We start from the raw sequence: 17953 nt of genomic DNA, 5'->3' as shown, positions 1-17953 counted from the left end.
TCCGTCGCCGAAATCTTCGGCGCTCTCCTCGCCGGCTCCACCCTCGTCCTCGCTCCTCGCGAGCGCCTCCTCCCGGGCGCTCCTCTGCGCGACTTGCTCCGCGACGAGTCCATCTCCGCCGTCACCCTCACTCCCTCCGTCCTCGCCCAGATGCGCCCCGAGGACCTCCCCTCTCTCCAAACCCTCATCTCCGCCGGTGAGGCCTGCTCTCCCGAGCTCATCCAGCGCTGGGGCTCCCGCCTCCGTCTCCTCAACGCCTACGGCCCCACCGAAGTCACCGTCTGCGCCTCCATCTCCGAGCCCCTCCTCCCAGGCCAGACTCCCTCCATCGGCAAGCCCTGGGACAACGTCCGCGTCTACGTCCTCGACTCCAATCTGCGCCCGCTGCCCGTCGGCATCCCCGGCCAGCTCTGCGTCGACAGCGTGGGCCTTGCTCGCGGCTACCTCTCCCAGCCCGCCCTCACCGCGGAGCGCTTCGTCCCCAACCCCTTCAGCTCCACTCCCGGCGCCCGCCTCTACCTCACCGGTGACAAGGCTCGCTGGCTGCCCAACGGCACCCTCGAATTCCTCGGTCGCATCGACGACCAGGTGAAGCTGCGTGGCTTCCGCATCGAGCTCGGTGAAGTCGAAGCCGCCCTCCTCCTCAACCCCTCCGTCCATCAGGCCGTCGCCACCGTCCGCACGGAGGCCATGGGCGACAAGCGCCTCGTCGCCTACGTCGTCGCCGACTCCGGCGACACCATCGACGTCCTCGCCCTGCGCGAGTCGCTGAAGCTGCGCCTGCCCGAGCACATGGTGCCGTCCGTCATCGCCGTGCTCGATGCGCTCCCCCTCACGCCCAACGGCAAGGTGGACCGCAACGCGCTGCCTTCGCCCGACGCGTCCCTCTCCACTCCAGTCCGCGAGTACATCGCGCCCAGGACCCGCGCCGAGGTCCAGATCGCCGCCCTCTGGGCCGAGCTGCTCCATGTCGAGCGCGTGGGTATCGACGACGACTTCTTCGAGCTGGGTGGCCACTCCCTGCTCGCCACGCAGTCGGTGTCTCGCCTCCAGGCCGCCTTCGGCGTGGACGTGCCGCTGAGGGAGTTGTTCGAGGCCCCCACGGTGGCGAAGCTGGCCGCGCGGCTCGAAGCGCTCGCTCAGGCGGGCGTGGGTGTGGCACGGGCGCCGGAGCTGGTGCCGGTGCCCCGCACGGGCGAGCTGCCGCTGTCCTTCGCGCAGCGGCGGCTGTGGTTCCTGGATCAGCTCGAGCCGGGCACCGCGCTCTACAACCTGCCCGCCGCCCTCCGGCTGGAAGGCCCGGTGGATGTCTCGGCCCTGGAGCAGTCCCTCGGTGCGCTGATGCGGCGTCACGAGGCCCTCCGGACCACGTTCCCCGCGAACGCCCACGGCAGCCCGAGGCAGGCCATCGCCGACGCGGTGGAGCTGAAGCTCGCGTGGGTGGACCTGTCCTCCCTGCCCAAGGAGCAGCGTGAGGACGAGGCGCGCCGGCTGTCGCTCGTGGAGGCGCAGCGACCCTTCGATCTGGCCCGAGGCCCGCTGCTGCGCGTGACGCTGCTCCATCTGGACGAGCGGCAGCATGTGCTGCTCTTGACGATGCACCACATCGTCTCCGACGGCTGGTCCACCGGGGTATTGGTGCGCGAGGCCGCGGAGCTGTACGCCGCCCTCCGCGAGGGACGTCCCGCGTCCCTGCCGGAGCTGCGCGTGCAGTACGCCGACTTCTCCGTCTGGCAGCATCAGTGGCTGGAGGCCGGTGAGCTGGAGCGTCAGCTCACGTACTGGAAGACCCAGCTCGCGGGCTCGAACCATGTGCTCGCGCTGCCGACGGACCGCCCTGTTCCGGCGATGCAGACCCAGGCCGGTTCGACGTACCCCGTGCGCCTGTCCCCGGCGGTGTCGTCCGCGGTGACGACCTTCGGTCAGCGCATGGGCGCCACGCCGTTCATGGTGCTGCTCGCCGCGTTCGAGGCGCTGATGTACCGCGCCACGGGTCAGGACGACGTGCTCGTCGGCTCGCCGGTGGCCGGTCGCACCCATCCGGAGACCGAGGGCCTCATCGGCGTGTTCATCAACACGCTCGTCCTCCGTGGACGCATGTCCGGGGACATGACGTTCCGCGCGCTCGTCGAGCAGGCGCGTGAGACGGCGCTCGGCGCGCTCACGAACCAGGACGTCTCGTTCGATCAACTGGTGGAGGAGCTGCAGCCCGCACGCAGCCTGAGCCACTCGCCGCTGTTCCAGGTGATGTTCGCGCTGCAGAACACGCCCGTGCCCTCGCTGTCGGTGTCGGAGCTGAGCTTCGCTTCGGCGGACGTGGACGCGGGCATCGCGAAGTACTCCCTGTCCCTCGTCCTCCAGGAGACTCCGGACGGGATCATGGGCGGATTCGAGTACAACACCGACCTGTTCGACCTGGAGACCATCCAGGCCATGACGGGTCACTTCACGCGCCTGCTCGAAGCGGCGGTGACCACGCCGGACCTCACACTCGCCGCGCTGCCCCTGCTCTCCTCCGAGGAGCGGCACCGGCTGGTGGTGGAGTGGAACGACACCCGCTCCGACCCTCCGCGCGACACGTCTGTCTTCGCGTGGTTCCAGTCGCGCGCGGCCCTGGCCCCCGAGGCCGTCGCCCTGGAGTGGAGCGACGGACAGCTCACGTATCGCGAGCTGGAGCGGAAGGCGCTCGCGCTGGCGGAGGTGCTGCGTCAGCGAGGCGTCGGGCCCGAGGTGCGCGTGGGACTGTTCGCGCGCCGCTCACCGGAGCTGGTCGCTGGCGTCCTCGGCATCCTCGCGTCGGGCGGCGTCTGGGTCCCGCTCGATCCTTCCTCGCCGTCCGAGCGACTGGCGATGATGCTCGACGACACCGCTCCCGCCGTCGTGCTGACGCAGCGCTCGCTGAGCGAGGCACTGCCCACGGGGACGACAGGGGTCCTGGTGCTCGAAGAGGTGTTGGCGTCCGAGCCGGTGGCGAGCAGCGCCTTCACTGCGCCGGTCGTGTCCTCCGAGAGCGCGGCGTACATCCTCTTCACGTCCGGCTCGACGGGACGCCCCAAGGGCGTGCTGGTACCGCACCGCGCCCTGGCCCGACACACGGCCTGGTTCAGCACGAACCTGGGCCTGGGCCCGAGTGATTCCGTGCTCCAGAAGACGGCCCCGGGCTTCGACGCCGTGGTGCCGGAGCTCATCTCCACGCTGGTCAGCGGTGCGCGGCTGGTGCTGCCGCCCGCGGCGGCGGACCTGGACATGGACGCGCTGCTGACGGTGCTCGCGCACCGGCGGGTGACGGTGCTCCAGCTCGTCCCCTCGCAGCTCAGCCTCTTCATCGAGGCCGAGCGGCTGGAGCGCGCCTCCGGTCTGCGCGTGCTGGTGTCCGGTGGTGAAGCGCTGTCGGCGGAGCTGGCGCGGCGCCTGCGCGCGCAGTGGCCGGCGACGCGGCTGGCCAACTGCTACGGACCCACGGAGACGGCGGTCGACGCCACGTCCTGGACGGTGAGCGGCCCCATCCACGGAGCCACCGCGCCCATCGGCGGACCGATTGGCGACACGCAGGTGTACGTGCTGGATGCGCATGGGCAGGTGGTGCCCGTGGGTGTCACCGGTGAGCTGTTCATCGGCGGCGAGGGCGTGGCACGCGGCTACGTCGGCCAGCCGGCGATGACGGCCGAGCGCTTCGTCCCGGATGCCTTCTCCTCCGTGCCAGGCGCCCGGCTCTATCGCACGGGTGACCAGGCCCGCTGGCGTCACGACGGCGTGCTGGAGTTCCTCGGCCGCGCGGACGACCAGGTGAAGGTGCGCGGCTACCGCATCGAGCTGGCCGAAATCGAGTCCGCCCTGCTCGCGCACCCCGAGGTGCGTGAGGCCGTGGTGCTCGTCCGCGAGGACCGCCCTGGCGACAAGCGCCTGGTGGGCTACGTCGTGGGTGCGGCTTCGCTGGAGGCCCCCGCGCTGCGAGCGTTCATCGCCCAGCGTCTGCCCGAGTACATGGTCCCGTCCGCGCTGCGGATGATGGACGCGCTGCCCCTCACCGCGAACGGCAAGGTGGACCGCAGGGCCCTGCCCATGCCGGAGCAGTCGTGGCTCACGGATGACGCGTCCCAGGCCACGCCGGGCACGCCCACCGAGGAGCTGCTCGCCGGGCTGTTCGCCCAGGTGCTCGGAGTTCCGAGTGTCAGCACCACCGTCAGCTTCTTCGAGCTGGGCGGACATTCGCTGCTCGCCACGCAGCTCGTCTCGCGCGTGCGGTCGGCGTTCCAGGTCGAGCTGCCGCTGCGCGAGCTGTTCGAGTCGCCGACGGTCCACCTGCTGGCCCAGCGCATCGACGCCGCCCTGAGCGCGGGTGCGAAGCTCCAGAGGCCGCCGCTCATCGCCCTGCCGCGCGAGGGTGATGCGCCCCAGGCGTTCGTGCAGTCCTTCGCGCAGCAGCGACTGTGGTTCCTGGACCAGTTGGAGCCGGGCAGCCCTTCGTACAACATGCCCATCGCGCTGCGGTTGGAAGGCGTGGTGGACACGAGCGCGCTGGAGCGAGCCTTCACCGAAGTGGTCCGTCGCCATGAGGTGCTGCGCACCACGTTCCGCGCGGGACCCAAGCAGCTCGTCCACGCGCCGATGCCCGTGTCGGTGCCCGTGGTGGAGCTGTCCGGACTCGACGAAGCGGAGCTCCAGCGGCGCGTGGATGAAGAGGCGCGTCGGCCCTTCAACCTCGCGCACGGCCCTCTGCTGCGCGTCACCCTGCTGCGGCTGGGTGAGCAGCGGCACGTGTTGCTGCTGACGATGCACCACATCATCTCGGACGGTTGGTCCATCGATGTGCTCGTGCGTGAGACGGCCGCGCTCTACGCGGCGTTCTCCGCGGGCCAGCCGTCGCCGCTGCCCGAGCTGCCCATCCAGTACGCGGACTACGCCACCTGGCAGCGGACCTGGCTCCAGGGCGAAGCGCTCGACACGCAGATCTCCTGGTGGAGGGAGCACCTCGCTGGCGTGGCTCCGCTGCTGGAGTTGCCCACCGACTTCCCGCGTCCGGCGGTGCAGGGATTCCGAGGCGCGAGCGTCTCGCGCATGTTGTCGCGTCAGCTCGTCGACTCACTCCACGCGCTGTGCCGTCGTGAGGGAACCACCCTGTTCATGGCCCTGATGGCGGGCCTCCAGGCCGTCCTGTCCCGCTACTCGGGCCAGGAGGACTTCGTCATCGGCACCGGTATCGCCAACCGGAACCAGGCGGAGACCGAGGGCCTCATCGGCTTCTTCATCAACCAGCTCGCCCTGCGCGCGCGGTTGGGCGGCAACCCGTCCTTCCGCGAGCTGCTCGGACGCGTGAGGAAGGACACGTTGGGCGCCTACGCGCACCAGGACCTGCCGTTCGAGGAGCTGGTCAAGGCGGTCAACCCCGAGCGAAGCCTCGCTCACGCGCCGCTCTTCCAGGTGGCGATGGTGTTCCAGAACCAGCCCGAGGCCGAGCTGAAGGTTCCGGGCCTCACGTTCCACCTCCAGCCGTCCAACACGGGCACGGCGCGGCTCGACCTCACCCTCGGCCTCCAGGAGACGGCGCAGGGCCTGGGTTGCAGCATCGAGTACCGCACCGACCTCTTCACGGCCGAGACTGTCGACAGGCTGCTGCTCCACCTCGGCGCGCTGCTCGAAAACGCGGCGGCTCGGCCCGAGGCTCCGCTCTCCACGCTGTCCCTGCTCTCGGAGGCCGAAGAGCGACAGGTCCTCGTGGAGTGGAACGACACGGCGCGGGACTTCCCTCGCGAGTCCACCGCGCACGCGCTCTTCGAAGCCCAGGCCGCGCGCACTCCGGACGCCACCGCACTGCGCTTCGAGGGCGACTCGCTGACCTACGCGCAGCTCGATGCTCGCGCCAACCGCCTCGCGAACCACCTGCGCTCGCTCGGCGTCAAGGCCGAGGTCCCCGTCGCGCTCTGCCTCGAACGCTCGTTGGACCTCGTCGTCTCCATCCTCGCCATCCTCAAGGCCGGTGGAGCCTGGGTCCCGCTCGATTCGTCGTACCCCGTCGAGCGCCTCTCCTTCATGCTCCGTGACTCCGCCGCTCCCGTGCTCGTCACGACGGCGAAGCTGGTGGAGACGCTGGGCCTGAAGGTCGCCAGCGTGGTCCGGTTGGATTCCGACGCGAGCCTCATCGCGGCGCAGCCCGAGTCCGCTCCGCTCTCCGGCACCTCCGCCGACAACCTCGCCTACGTCATCTACACCTCCGGCTCCACCGGCACTCCCAAGGGCACCCTCCTCCAGCACCGCGGCCTCTCCAACACCGCCCTCACCGCCGGCCGCGCCCACGGCTTCACGCCCTCGTCCCGCGTCCTCCAGTACGCCGCCTTCGGCTTCGACGCTTCCGTCGCCGAAATCTTCGGCGCTCTCCTCGCCGGCTCCACCCTCGTCCTCGCTCCTCGCGAGCGCCTCCTCCCGGGCGCTCCTCTGCGCGACTTGCTCCGCGACGAGTCCATCTCCGCCGTCACCCTCACTCCCTCCGTCCTCGCCCAGATGCGCCCCGAGGACCTCCCCTCTCTCCAAACCCTCATCTCCGCCGGTGAGGCCTGCTCTCCCGAGCTCATCCAGCGCTGGGGCTCCCGCCTCCGTCTCCTCAACGCCTACGGCCCCACCGAAGTCACCGTCTGCGCCTCCATCTCCGAGCCCCTCCTCCCAGGCCAGACTCCCTCCATCGGCAAGCCCTGGGACAACGTCCGCGTCTACGTCCTCGACTCCAATCTGCGCCCGCTGCCCGTCGGCATCCCCGGCCAGCTCTGCGTCGACAGCGTGGGCCTTGCTCGCGGCTACCTCTCCCAGCCCGCCCTCACCGCGGAGCGCTTCGTCCCCAACCCCTTCAGCTCCACTCCTGGCGCCCGCCTCTACCTCACCGGTGACAAGGCTCGCTGGCTGCCCAACGGCACCCTCGAGTTCCTCGGCCGCATCGACGACCAGGTGAAGCTGCGCGGATTCCGCATCGAGTTGGGCGAAGTCGAAGCAGCTCTCCTGCTCAACTCCGCCGTCCGCGAAGCGGTCGCTTCCGTCCGCACCGAGTCCTCTGGTGACAAGCGCCTCGTCGCCTACGTCGTCGCCGACGGGCTCGACGTCGTCGCCCTCCGCGAGTCGCTGAAGCTGCGCCTGCCCGAGCACATGGTGCCGTCCGCCATCGCCGTGCTCGATGCGCTCCCCCTCACACCCAACGGCAAGGTGGACCGCAACGCCCTGCCTTCGCCCGACGCGTCCCTCTCCGCGCCGGCCCGCGAGTACGTCGCGCCCAGGACCCACGTCGAAGTCCAGCTCGCCACCCTCTGGGCCGAGCTGCTCCATGTCGAGCGCATCGGCATGCACGATGACTTCTTCGAGCTGGGTGGCCACTCCCTGCTCGCCACGCAGGTCGTGTCGCGTGTCCGCGCGGCCTTCGGCGTGGAGCTCGCGCTGAGAGACTTGTTCGTGAAGCCCACGGTCGAAGCGCTCGCACAGCGCATCGACGCGGCCATCCTCGCGGGCGAAAGCGTCCAGCTCCCGCCGCTGCTCCCCGTGCCTCGCGACAGCGGCGCGATGCCGTTGTCCTTCGCGCAGCAGCGCCTCTGGTTCCTCGATCGCTTCCAGCCGGACAGCGCCTTCTACAACATCCCCTCCGCGCTCCGGCTCGACACCGCCGTGGATGTCGATGCGCTCACGCGGGCGCTCCAGGAGCTGGTGCGTCGCCACGAGGCGCTGCGCACCAGCTTCCACACCCGCGAGGACGGCGAGCCTTTCCAGCTCATCCACGCGCGAGTGGAGCTGTCCGTCCCCGTGGTGGACCTGAGTCACCTCCCGGAGTCCGAGCGCGAGGCCAAGGCCCTGGAGCTCGCCTCCGCCGAGGCGCAGAAGCCGTTCGACCTGACCCACGTCCCCCTGCTGCGCACCACGCTGCTCCGGCTCTCCGCGGAGCAGCACGTGTTGCTCGTCACGGTGCACCACATCGTCTCGGACGGCTGGTCCAGCGGCATCCTCACCCGCGAAGTCGGCGCGCTTTACACCGCCTTCCGCCAGGGCCTGCCCTCGCCGCTGACGCCGCTGACCCTCCAGTACGCGGACTACGCCGCCTGGCAGCGAGGCTGGCTGCGTGACGACGCGCTCGCCGCGCAGGTGAGCTGGTGGCGCAAGCACCTCGACGGCGTGCCTCACGCGCTGGAGTTGCCCACGGACCGGCCCCGGCCTCCCGTGCAGACCTCGCACGGCGCCAGCCTGCCGGTGAAGCTCGGCACCGAGCTGACGGCGGCGCTCCATGCGCTGTGCAAGCAGGAGGGTGTCACGCCCTTCATGGCCTTGCTGTCCGCCCTCCACATCCTCATGGCCCGCTACTCCGGCCAGGACGACATCGTGGTCGGCTCGCCCATCGCCAACCGCCGACAGTCCGAGCTGGAGAACATCGTCGGCTTCTTCGTCAACACGCTGGCCCTGCGCGCACGCCTCACGCCGGGGCTGACGTTCCGCACGCTGCTCGCCCAGGTGAAGGAGAACACGCTCGGCGCCTACGCCCACCAGGACGTGCCCTTCGAGAAGCTGGTGGAGGAGATGAAGCTGGAGCGCGACCTGAGCCGGTCGCCGCTGTTCCAGGTCATGCTCGCCCTCCAGAACACGCCGCGCCAGGACACGGCCCGGAGCGCTCGCGACGCCAACGCGCTGCACTCGATGGACGTCGACAGCGGAACCTCCAAGTACGACCTGTCCCTGCTGCTGGGGGATGGCGGAGACGAAATCGAGGGCCTGCTCGAGTTCAACACCGACCTGTTCGACACGAGCACGGCGCGGAGGATGGGCGCGCACTGGGTGCGGCTGCTCCAGTCCGCCGTCGCCAACCCGGACCAGTCGCCCTGGAAGCTGTCGCTCCTGAGCCCCGAGGAGGAGCGCCAGCTCCTCGTCGAGTGGAACGACACGTCCCGCAACGCGCACTCGGCCACGACGATGCACGGCCCCGTGGAGGCGCAGGTCTCCCGCACGCCCGACGCCATCGCCATCACCGACGGCCAGCGCGCGCTCACCTACGCGGAGCTGGACGGCCGCGCCAACCAGCTCGCGCACCACCTGGTCGAGCACGGCGTGCCCGCGGGAAGCGCCGTGGGCATCTGCGTGGACAAGAGCCTGGACATGGCCATCGCCGTCCTGGCGACGCTCAAGGTCGGCGCCTTCTACGTGGCGTTGGACCCCACGTATCCAGCGGACCGCCTCGCGTTCATGCTGGAGGACACCGCCGCTCCGGTCATCCTCACGCAGTCACACCTGAGCGGAAGCCTGCCCGCGGACAGCCGCGCGCGTCGCATCCAACTGGACACCGAGGCCGCCGCCGTGGCCCGGCAGCCCACGCGCTCCCTGGGACGCGACGTGTCGCCCGAGGCGAACGCGTACGTCATCTACACGTCCGGCAGCACGGGCATCCCCAAGGGCATCGTCATGCCCCACCGGGCCCTGAGCTTCATGCTGGCGTGGCAGATTCGTCAGTCGCCCCGCCCGCTCGCCACGACGCTCCAGTTCGCCTCGCTCAACTTCGACGTCTCCATCCAGGAGCTGTTCGCTTCGTGGTGGGTCGGCGCGAAGGTGGTGCTGCCCACGGACACGCTGCGGCGCGACATCCCCGCGCTGCTCGACTTCATGGACCGGCACGGCGTGGAGCGGTTGTTCCTGCCCTTCGTCGCGCTCCAGGCCATGGCGGACTCCGTCTCGCACGGCGCCACGCTGCCGCGCGCGCTGAACGAGGTCATCACCGCCGGTGAGCAACTCCAGGTGAACGCCACGCTGGTGTCGTTCTTCGAGAGGCTGCCGGGCTGCACGCTGGAGAACCAGTACGGTCCCTCCGAGGCCCACGTCGTCTCCGCGTACCGCATGCGCGGCGCCCCGACCTCGTGGCCGCGCCTGCCTCCCGTCGGCAGCCCGCTGGGCCACACGCAGCTCTTCGTGCTCGACGCGCTCGGCCAGCCCGTCCCCATCGGCGTGGCCGGCGAGGTCTTCGTCGGCGGCAGCCATCTGGCCCACGGCTACCTGGCCCGTCCCGCGCTCACCGCCGCCGCGTTCGTGCCGAACCCGTTCAGCGGCATTCCGGGTGACCGCCTCTACCGCACCGGCGACTCCGCGCGCTGGACGGCGGACGGCAACCTGGAGTTCCTCGGCCGCATCGACTTCCAGGTGAAGCTGCGAGGCTTCCGCATCGAGCTGGGCGAGGTCGAGTCCGTCCTCCGCGCGGCCCCGGGCGTGAGAGATGCCGCCGCCGCCGTGCGCGAGGATGTCCCGGGCGACAAGCGCCTGGTCGCCTACGTCGTCCCCGCCTCTCCGGACGAGGCTCCCGCTTCCGCCACGACGGCGGAGACGCTCCGCGCCTTCATGCTCAAGCGCGTGCCCGAGTACATGGTGCCCTCGGCGTTCCTCACGCTGGAGGCGCTGCCCCTGACGCCCAGTGGCAAGCTGGCCCGCAAGCTCCTGCCCGCGCCCGACGCGGAGAGCCTGCGCGGCGACACCGCGTTCACCGCGCCTCGCACGCCCGTGGAGGAGAAGCTGGCGGAGCTGTTCTCGACGGTGCTGAAGCTCGGCCGCGTCAGCGTCACCGACAACTTCTTCGAGATGGGCGGCCACTCGCTGCTGGCCACGCAGGTGACGTCGCGCATCCGCTCCAGCTTCTCGGTGGAGCTGCCGGTGAGAGACCTCTTCGAGGCCCCCACCGTCGCCGCGCTGGCCCAGCGGATTGAAACCGCCCTGCGCACCGGCGCGACGACGGCCGCTCCGCCCATCGAGCGCGCGCCGCGCGACGGCAAGCTGCCCCTGTCGTTCTCGCAGCAGCGCGTGTGGTTCCTGGACCAGCTCGAGCCCGGAAGCCCCGCGTTCAACATCCCGTCCTCGATGGTGCTCTCCGGCGAGCTGGACGTGGCGGTGCTGCGTCGCACGCTGGAGGCCGTCGTGCACCGTCACGAGGCCCTGCGCACCACGTTCCGTGCCGAGGCCGACGGCCCCGTGCAGGTCATCCACCCGCCTTCCCCGCTCGAGATGCCCGTCACGGACCTGCGGCACCTCGCGCCCGAGCAGCGGGAGCTGGAAGCCCGACGTCGCGCGGGCGAGCACTCGATGCGCTCGTTCGACCTGAGCACCGGGCCGCTGCTGCGCGCCGAGGTGCTGGTGCTGGAGGACCGGGAGCACCTGCTGCTCATCAACGTCCACCACATCGTCTCCGACGGCTGGTCCATCAGCGTGGTCGTCCGCGAGATGGCGCTCCTGTACGGCGACTTCCGGGCCGGCCGCGCGCCGAGCCTCCCCGAGCTGCCGCTCCAGTACGCGGACTTCTCATCCTGGCAGCGCAAGTGGCTGGATGGCGCGGAGCTGGACCGCCAGCTCGCCTGGTGGCAGCGCCAGTTGGATGGGGCTCCTCAGGACCTGGAGCTGCCCACCGACAGACCGCGCACGCACCTGTCACGGCCTCGCGGCGGCATGGTGCCCCTCGTCATTCCGACCGAGCTGGCGCAGGCCATCGAGACCTTCTGCAACCGTGAAGGCATCACCCCGTTCATGTTCTTCCTGGCGGCGTTCCAGCTCGTGCTGTCGCGCTACTCCGGTCAGGACGACATCTCCGTCGGCTCGCCGGTGGCCGGACGCAACCGCGCGGAGCTGGAGGGCCTGGTCGGCTTCTTCCTCAACACACTGGTCCTCCGCACGCGCCTGGATGGCGACCCGACGGTGCGCGAGCTGATGGCCCGCGTGCGGGAGACCTCGCTCGGCGCCTACTCGCACCAGCACCTGCCCTTCGAGCAGCTCCAGCCCCTGCGGGACCTCCAGCAGTCGCCGCTGTTCCGCGTGATGTTCATCCTCCAGAACACGCCGGAGGCGGCGGCCTCGCTGCCGGGCCTGACGATGCGTCAGGGCCCCGACGAGGGCCACGTCGCCAAGTTCGACATCACGCTCTCCATGGGCCGCACCTCCGCCGGCTTCATGGGTGAGTTCGACTACCAGGCGGACCTCTACGACGCGTCCACCATCGAGCGGATGACCCGGCACTTCCGGGCGCTCGTGGAGCTGCTCGTCGCCGCGCCCGAGCGTCGCCTCTCCTCGCTCACGCTGATGTCCGGCGAGGAGCGGCAGCGGCAGCTCGTGACGTGGAACGACACCCGCGCGGACTTCCCCGAGGCCTGCGTGCACACGCTCTTCGAGGCCCAGGTCCGCCGCGCCCCCGACGCGCTGGCGGCCTCCTTCGAGGGCACCCAGCTCACCTACGCCCAGTTGGACGCGCGGGCCAACCAGCTCGCCCACGTGCTGCGCCGTCACGGCGTCGGACCCGAGGTCCGCGTCGCGCTCAGCGTGGAGCGCTCACTGGATGTCGTGGTGGGCCTGCTCGGCATCCTCAAGGCGGGTGGCGCCTGGGTGCCCGTGGATCCGCTGCTGCCGCGCGAGCGTCTGGCCTTCCTGCTCGACGACAGCGGCGCCGCGCTGCTGCTCACGCAGTCCCCGCTCGTGGACCGGTTCCCCGAGCCGCACCGCGCCCGAGCCCTGTGCCTCGACACCGCGCACGAGGCCCTGTCGAGCGAGAGCACCGAGGCGCCCGTCACTGGCGTCACGCCTGGAAACCTCGCCTACCTGCTCTACACCTCCGGCAGCACGGGGCAGCCCAAGGGCACGGCCGTCGAGCACCGGAGCGTGGCCAACCTCGTCACCCACGAGGCCCCGGCCTACGGCATCGGTCCTGGCGAGCGCGTGCTCCAGTTCGCCAACCTCTCCTTCGACCTGTCGGTGGAGGAGATCTTCACCACGCTGACCTCGGGCGCCACGCTGGTGCTCGCGCCGCTGGAGAAGGTGATGCCGGGCGCGCCGCTGCACACGCTGCTGCGCGAGCAGGCGCTCACCGTCATCAGCCTCACGCCCGCGGCCCTGGCCGCCACGCCCGCCGAGGAGCTGCCCGCGCTGAAGACGGTCATCTCCGGCGGCGAGGCGCTGCCCTCGGATGTCGTCGCGCGGTGGGCCCCGGGTCGCCGGTTCCTCAACACCTACGGCCCCACGGAGGCCACCGTCGTGGCCACGCTCGCGCGGGTCGTCGCCGACGACACCCGGCTGCCCTCCATCGGCCGGCCCCTGGCGAACGTGCGCGCCTACGTGCTCGACGCGCGCGGCGAGCCGGTGCCCGTGGGCGTCAAGGGCGAGCTGTACCTGGGCGGCGTCGGCGTGGCCCGAGGCTACGCGGGCAGGCCCGCGCTCACCGCCGAGCGCTTCCTCCCGGACATGTACTCGGGAGTGCCCGGCGCACGGCTGTACCGCACGGGTGACGTGGTGCGCTTCCGCGACGACGGCACGCTGGAGTTCGTCGGCCGCGTGGACGCACAGGTGAAGGTGCGTGGCTTCCGCATCGAGCTGGGCGAAGTCGAGGCCGCGCTGGCCCGACACCCGGCGGTGCGCGAGGCCGTCGTGGTGGCCCGAGAGGATGGCCCTGGCGGCAAGCGCCTCATCGCCTACGCCGTGGCGCGTGAGGGTGTGCCCACCGATGGCGCCACGTTGCGCGGGGCGCTGAAGGACGCGCTGCCCGAGTACATGGTGCCCACGGTGGTGATGATGCTGGAGGCACTGCCACTGACCTCGAACGGCAAGGTGGACCGCAAGGCCCTGCCCGCGCCGGACATGAGCAACGTCAGCGGGCGGCCCGACTTCGTGGGGCCTCGCACGCCCACGGAGGCGCGGCTGGCGACCATCTGGTGCGCGGTGCTCGAAGTGGAGCGCGTGGGCATCCACGACAACTTCTTCGAGCTGGGCGGACACTCGCTGATGGCGACGCAGGCCATCAGCCGGATGCGCGCGGTGTTCGGCGTGGAGCTGCCGCTTCGCGACTTGTTCGACACGCCAGACCTGGCGGCGCTGGCGCAGCGCGTGGACCTGGCGGTGCAGCAGGGCCAGGGCCTGGAGATTCCGCCGCTCGTCCCCGTGCCGCGCACGGGCGAGCAGCCGGTGTCCTTCGCTCAGCAGCGCCTGTGGTTCCTCGACCAGCTCGAGCCGAACAGCGCCTTCTACAACATCCCCGCCACCGTGCGGCTGGAGGGCGCGCTGAACGTGGATGCGATGGGCCGGGCCGTCAACGAGCTGCTCCGTCGGCACGAGTCCCTGCGCACGTCCATCCTGAGCAACAACGGCCAGCCCATCCAGGTCATCCATCCGCACGAGCCGGCGCCCATCAACATGCTGGACTTGAGCGCGCTGGAGCCCGAGGCCCGCGAGGCCGAGGCCCTCCGCGCCGCCACCGAGGAGACACAGCGCCCGTTCAACCTGACGGACCGCTCGCTGTTGCGCGTCCGCCTGCTGAAGCTCGGCGCCGAGGACCATGTGCTGCTGATGTCCATGCACCACATCGTGTCGGACGGCTGGTCCATGGGCCTGCTCATCAACGAGCTGGCCTCCGCATACACGGCCTTCTCCAAGGGACTCCCGCTCACGCTGCCGGAGCTGCCGCTCCAGTACGCGGACTACTCCGCCTGGCAGCGCAGCTGGCTCAAGGGCGACGTGCTCGACAGGCAGGTGGCCTGGTGGCGCAAGCACCTGCAGGGCGCGCCCCCAGCACTGGAGCTGCCCACGGACTTCGCCCGTCCGGCCGTCAGCAGCTTCAAGGGCGACATGGTGGGCTTCACCATGCCGCGCGCGCTCCAGGACGCGGTCCAGACACTGGCGCGCCGCGAAGGCGCCACGACGTTCATGGTGCTGCTCGCCGCCTTCCAGACGATGCTGTCGCGCTACTCCGGTCAGGACGACATCAGCATCGGCTCGCCCATCGCCGGCCGTCGCCACTCCGACTTGGAGAAGCTCATCGGCTTCTTCGCCAACACGCTCGTGCTGCGCACGCAGCTGTCCGAGCACCAGACGTTCCGCGAGCTGCTCGGGCGCGTGCGTGAGGCGACGCTGGATGCGTACGCGCACCAGGACGTGCCGTTCGAGAAGCTGGTGGAGGAGCTGCAGCCCGAGCGCAGCCTGAACCGCACGCCGCTGTTCCAGGTCCTGTTCGTCCTCCAGAACGTCTACAAGGAGACCTACGAGACGTCGGACCTGCGCATGTCGCCGGTGGAGGCCACCAGCGGCACGGCCAAGTTCGACCTGACGCTCTCCGTGTTCGAGTCGTCGCACGGCCTCACCGGCTACCTGGAGTACGCCTCCGACCTCTTCTCCCGCCAGACGGCGGAGCGGATGGTGGGTGCGCTCCAGCGCCTGCTGGAAGGCGCCGTCGCCCAGCCGGACCAGACGTTGGGCCGGCTGCCGCTGCTGTCCGACGGCGAGCGTCAGCAGGTCGTCGAAGGCTTCAACTCCGCGGTGGACCCGACCTACGTGCCGGGGTTGATGCACCGCTGGGTCGAGGCCCAGGTCGCCCTCACGCCGGACCGCGTGGCGGTGACGGACGGAATCCAGTCCCTCACGTACGCGCAGCTCGACGCTCGCGCCAACCAGCTCGCGCATCACCTCTTGGCGCTCGGCGTGCCCGTGAATGGCACGGTGGGCCTGTGCCTGGAGCGCGCGAGCCTGGACATGCCCGTCGCCGTCCTGGCCACGCTCAAGGTCGGCGCCGCGTTCCTCCCGTTGGACCCGAGCTACCCGGCGGACCGCCTGGCGCTGATGCTGGAGGACACGGGTGCGCCCGTCGTCCTCGCGCACTCGGCGCTGGTCTCCGCGCTGCCCCCCGGTCTGACGGCGCGGGTCATCCGGCTGGAGGAGGAGACGGCCGTCGCCTCGCGGCCCACGCACTCGCCCGACGTGGACATGTCGCCGGAGACGAACTGCTACTTCGTCTACACCTCCGGCAGCACGGGCCGCCCCAAGGGCATCGTCATGTCCCACCGCGCGGTGGGCAACATGCTCTGGTGGCTGATGAAGCGCGCGGTGAAGCCGGACGCGACGACGCTCCAGTTCGCCTCGCTCAACTTCGACGTGTCCTTCCAGGAGCTCTTCGGCACCTGGTGCCTGGGCGGCAAGGTGCTGCTCATCAACGGCTCGCTGCGGCAGGACCCGCCCGCCATGCTGCGCTACATGCGCGAGCACCGCGTGGAGCGGCTGTTCCTGCCCTTCGTCGCCCTCCAGGCCATGTGCGACGCGGCGCTCACGGAGAAGGAGCTCCCGCCGCTGGGTGAAATCGTCACCGCCGGCGAGCAGCTCCAGGTGACGCCCGCGCTGCTGGCGCTCTTCGACCGGCTGCCGGAATGCACGCTGGAGAACCAGTACGGCCCGTCGGAGGCCCACGTCGTCACGGCGTGGCGCGCCCCCGCGGACCGCAAGCGCTGGCCGGCGCTGCCCCCCGTGGGCTCGCCGCTGGCCAACATGCAAATCTACGTGTTGGACCCGCACGGCGAGCCCTGCCCCATCGGCGTCGCGGGCGAGGTCTACGTGGGCGGCGCCAACGTGGCCCACGGCTACCATGGCCGCCCGGACCTCACGTCGGACCGGTTCCTGCCGAACTTCATGGGCGGCGCGGCCGGCTCACGGCTGTACCGCACGGGCGACAAGGCCCGGTGGCTCGTGGACGGCAACCTGGAGTTCCTCGGCCGCCTGGACAGCCAGGTGAAGCTGCGGGGCTTCCGCATCGAACTGGGCGAAGTGGAGGTGGCCCTGCGCGCGCTGCCCCAGGTGCGCGACGCGGTGGCCATCGTCCGCGAGGACGTCGCGGGAGACCGCCGCCTCGTCGGCTACGTGGTGCTGCCGGCCGACGCGCCGTGGAGCACCGAGGAGGCCCGCCAGGTCCTCCGCGAGAAGGTGCCCGAGTACATGGTGCCGTCCATCTTCGTGCGGCTGGAGGCGCTGCCGCTGATGCCCACCGGCAAGGTGGCGCGCGGCGCGCTGCCCGCTCCGGACGAGGAGAGCCTGCGTGGCACCGCGCCGTTCTCCGCGCCTCGCACGCCGCTGGAGGAGCTGCTGGCCGGTGCCTTCGCGGAGGTGCTGCGCACGCCTCGGGTGAGCATCACCGACAACTTCTTCTCGCTCGGTGGCCACTCGCTGCTGGCCACGCAGGTCGTCTCCCGCGTCCGGGTCGCCCTGGGCGTGGAGCTGCCGCTGCGCGCCCTCTTCGAGGCCCCCACCGTCGAGTCGCTCGCCCTGCTGCTCCAGCGCGCCCAGGAGGCGATGAAGGCCCAGGACGCCCGCCCCAAGGCGGCCCGTCCCGCCACGCCCACCTGGTCGCCGCTCGTCACGCTGCGCCCGGGCACCGATGCCGGCCGCGTGCTTCACGTCATCCATGGCATGGATGGACGGGTGGACGACTACGCCGAGCTGGCGACCCACGCCCCCGAGGGCTGGGGCATCGTCGGCATCCAGGCCCGTGGCCTGGAGGAAGGCCGCGCCCCGCTGGAGTCCGTGGAGGCCATGGCGACGCTCTACGTGGAGGCCTTGCGTGCCTCCGCGCCGAAGGGGCCGTACCGGCTGGCGGGCCCGGGCATGGGCGCGCTGGTGGCCTGGGAGATGGCGCAGCAGCTCCAGCGCGAGGGCCACGAGGCAGAGCTGCTCCTCATCGAGCCGCTCCCCGCGGAGCCGGATGCCAGCACGGCCGCCACCACGGCGGGTGCCCAGGGCGCGCTGTTCGCCAGGCACCTGGCGGCCCAGGCGGGAGTCGCGGCGCCAGCGCTGCCCTCGGCGCTCACCTCCAGCAAGGACGCGGAGCCGCTGCTCGCGCACCTGCACGCCGATGGCGCGAAGACGGGCCTGTTGCCGGAGGCGATGTCGCTGGCGGAGCTGAGGGTGCGCTTCAAGGTCTTCGCCAGCCACCTGCGCGCCGCGCGGCGCTACCTGCCAGAGCCCACCGAGGGCGCCGTGCGGCTGCTGCTCGCGACGGACGCTCCGGAGCGCGACGAGGACGCGCGCGACGGGGGCTGGGGCGAGCTGGCCGAGGGCGGCCTGGAGGTCCATGAGACCCCCGGAGACGCCGTCTCCGTGCTGCGCGCACCGCACGTCGCGGGGTGGTTGAAGCGGTTGCTCGACCTGGAAGGTCGGGAATGATGACGGG

The 17953-nt window shown here is 71.1% G+C and carries 1 protein-coding gene; it reads left to right on the top strand.

Annotation, left to right across the window (positions count from 1 at the left end; genetic code table 11):
- On the top strand, positions 1-17946 hold a 17946-nt coding region (locus G4D83_RS42515), incomplete at its 5' end, for a non-ribosomal peptide synthase/polyketide synthase (RefSeq protein WP_163870673.1).
- Positions 17947-17953: the final 7 nt, after the last annotated feature.

Source organism: Myxococcus eversor (assembly GCF_010894455.1).
Taxonomy (GTDB): Bacteria; Myxococcota; Myxococcia; order Myxococcales; family Myxococcaceae; genus Myxococcus; species Myxococcus eversor.
Note: the sequence above shows the minus strand (reverse complement) of the source record. Positions and strands in the feature narration are given on the sequence as shown.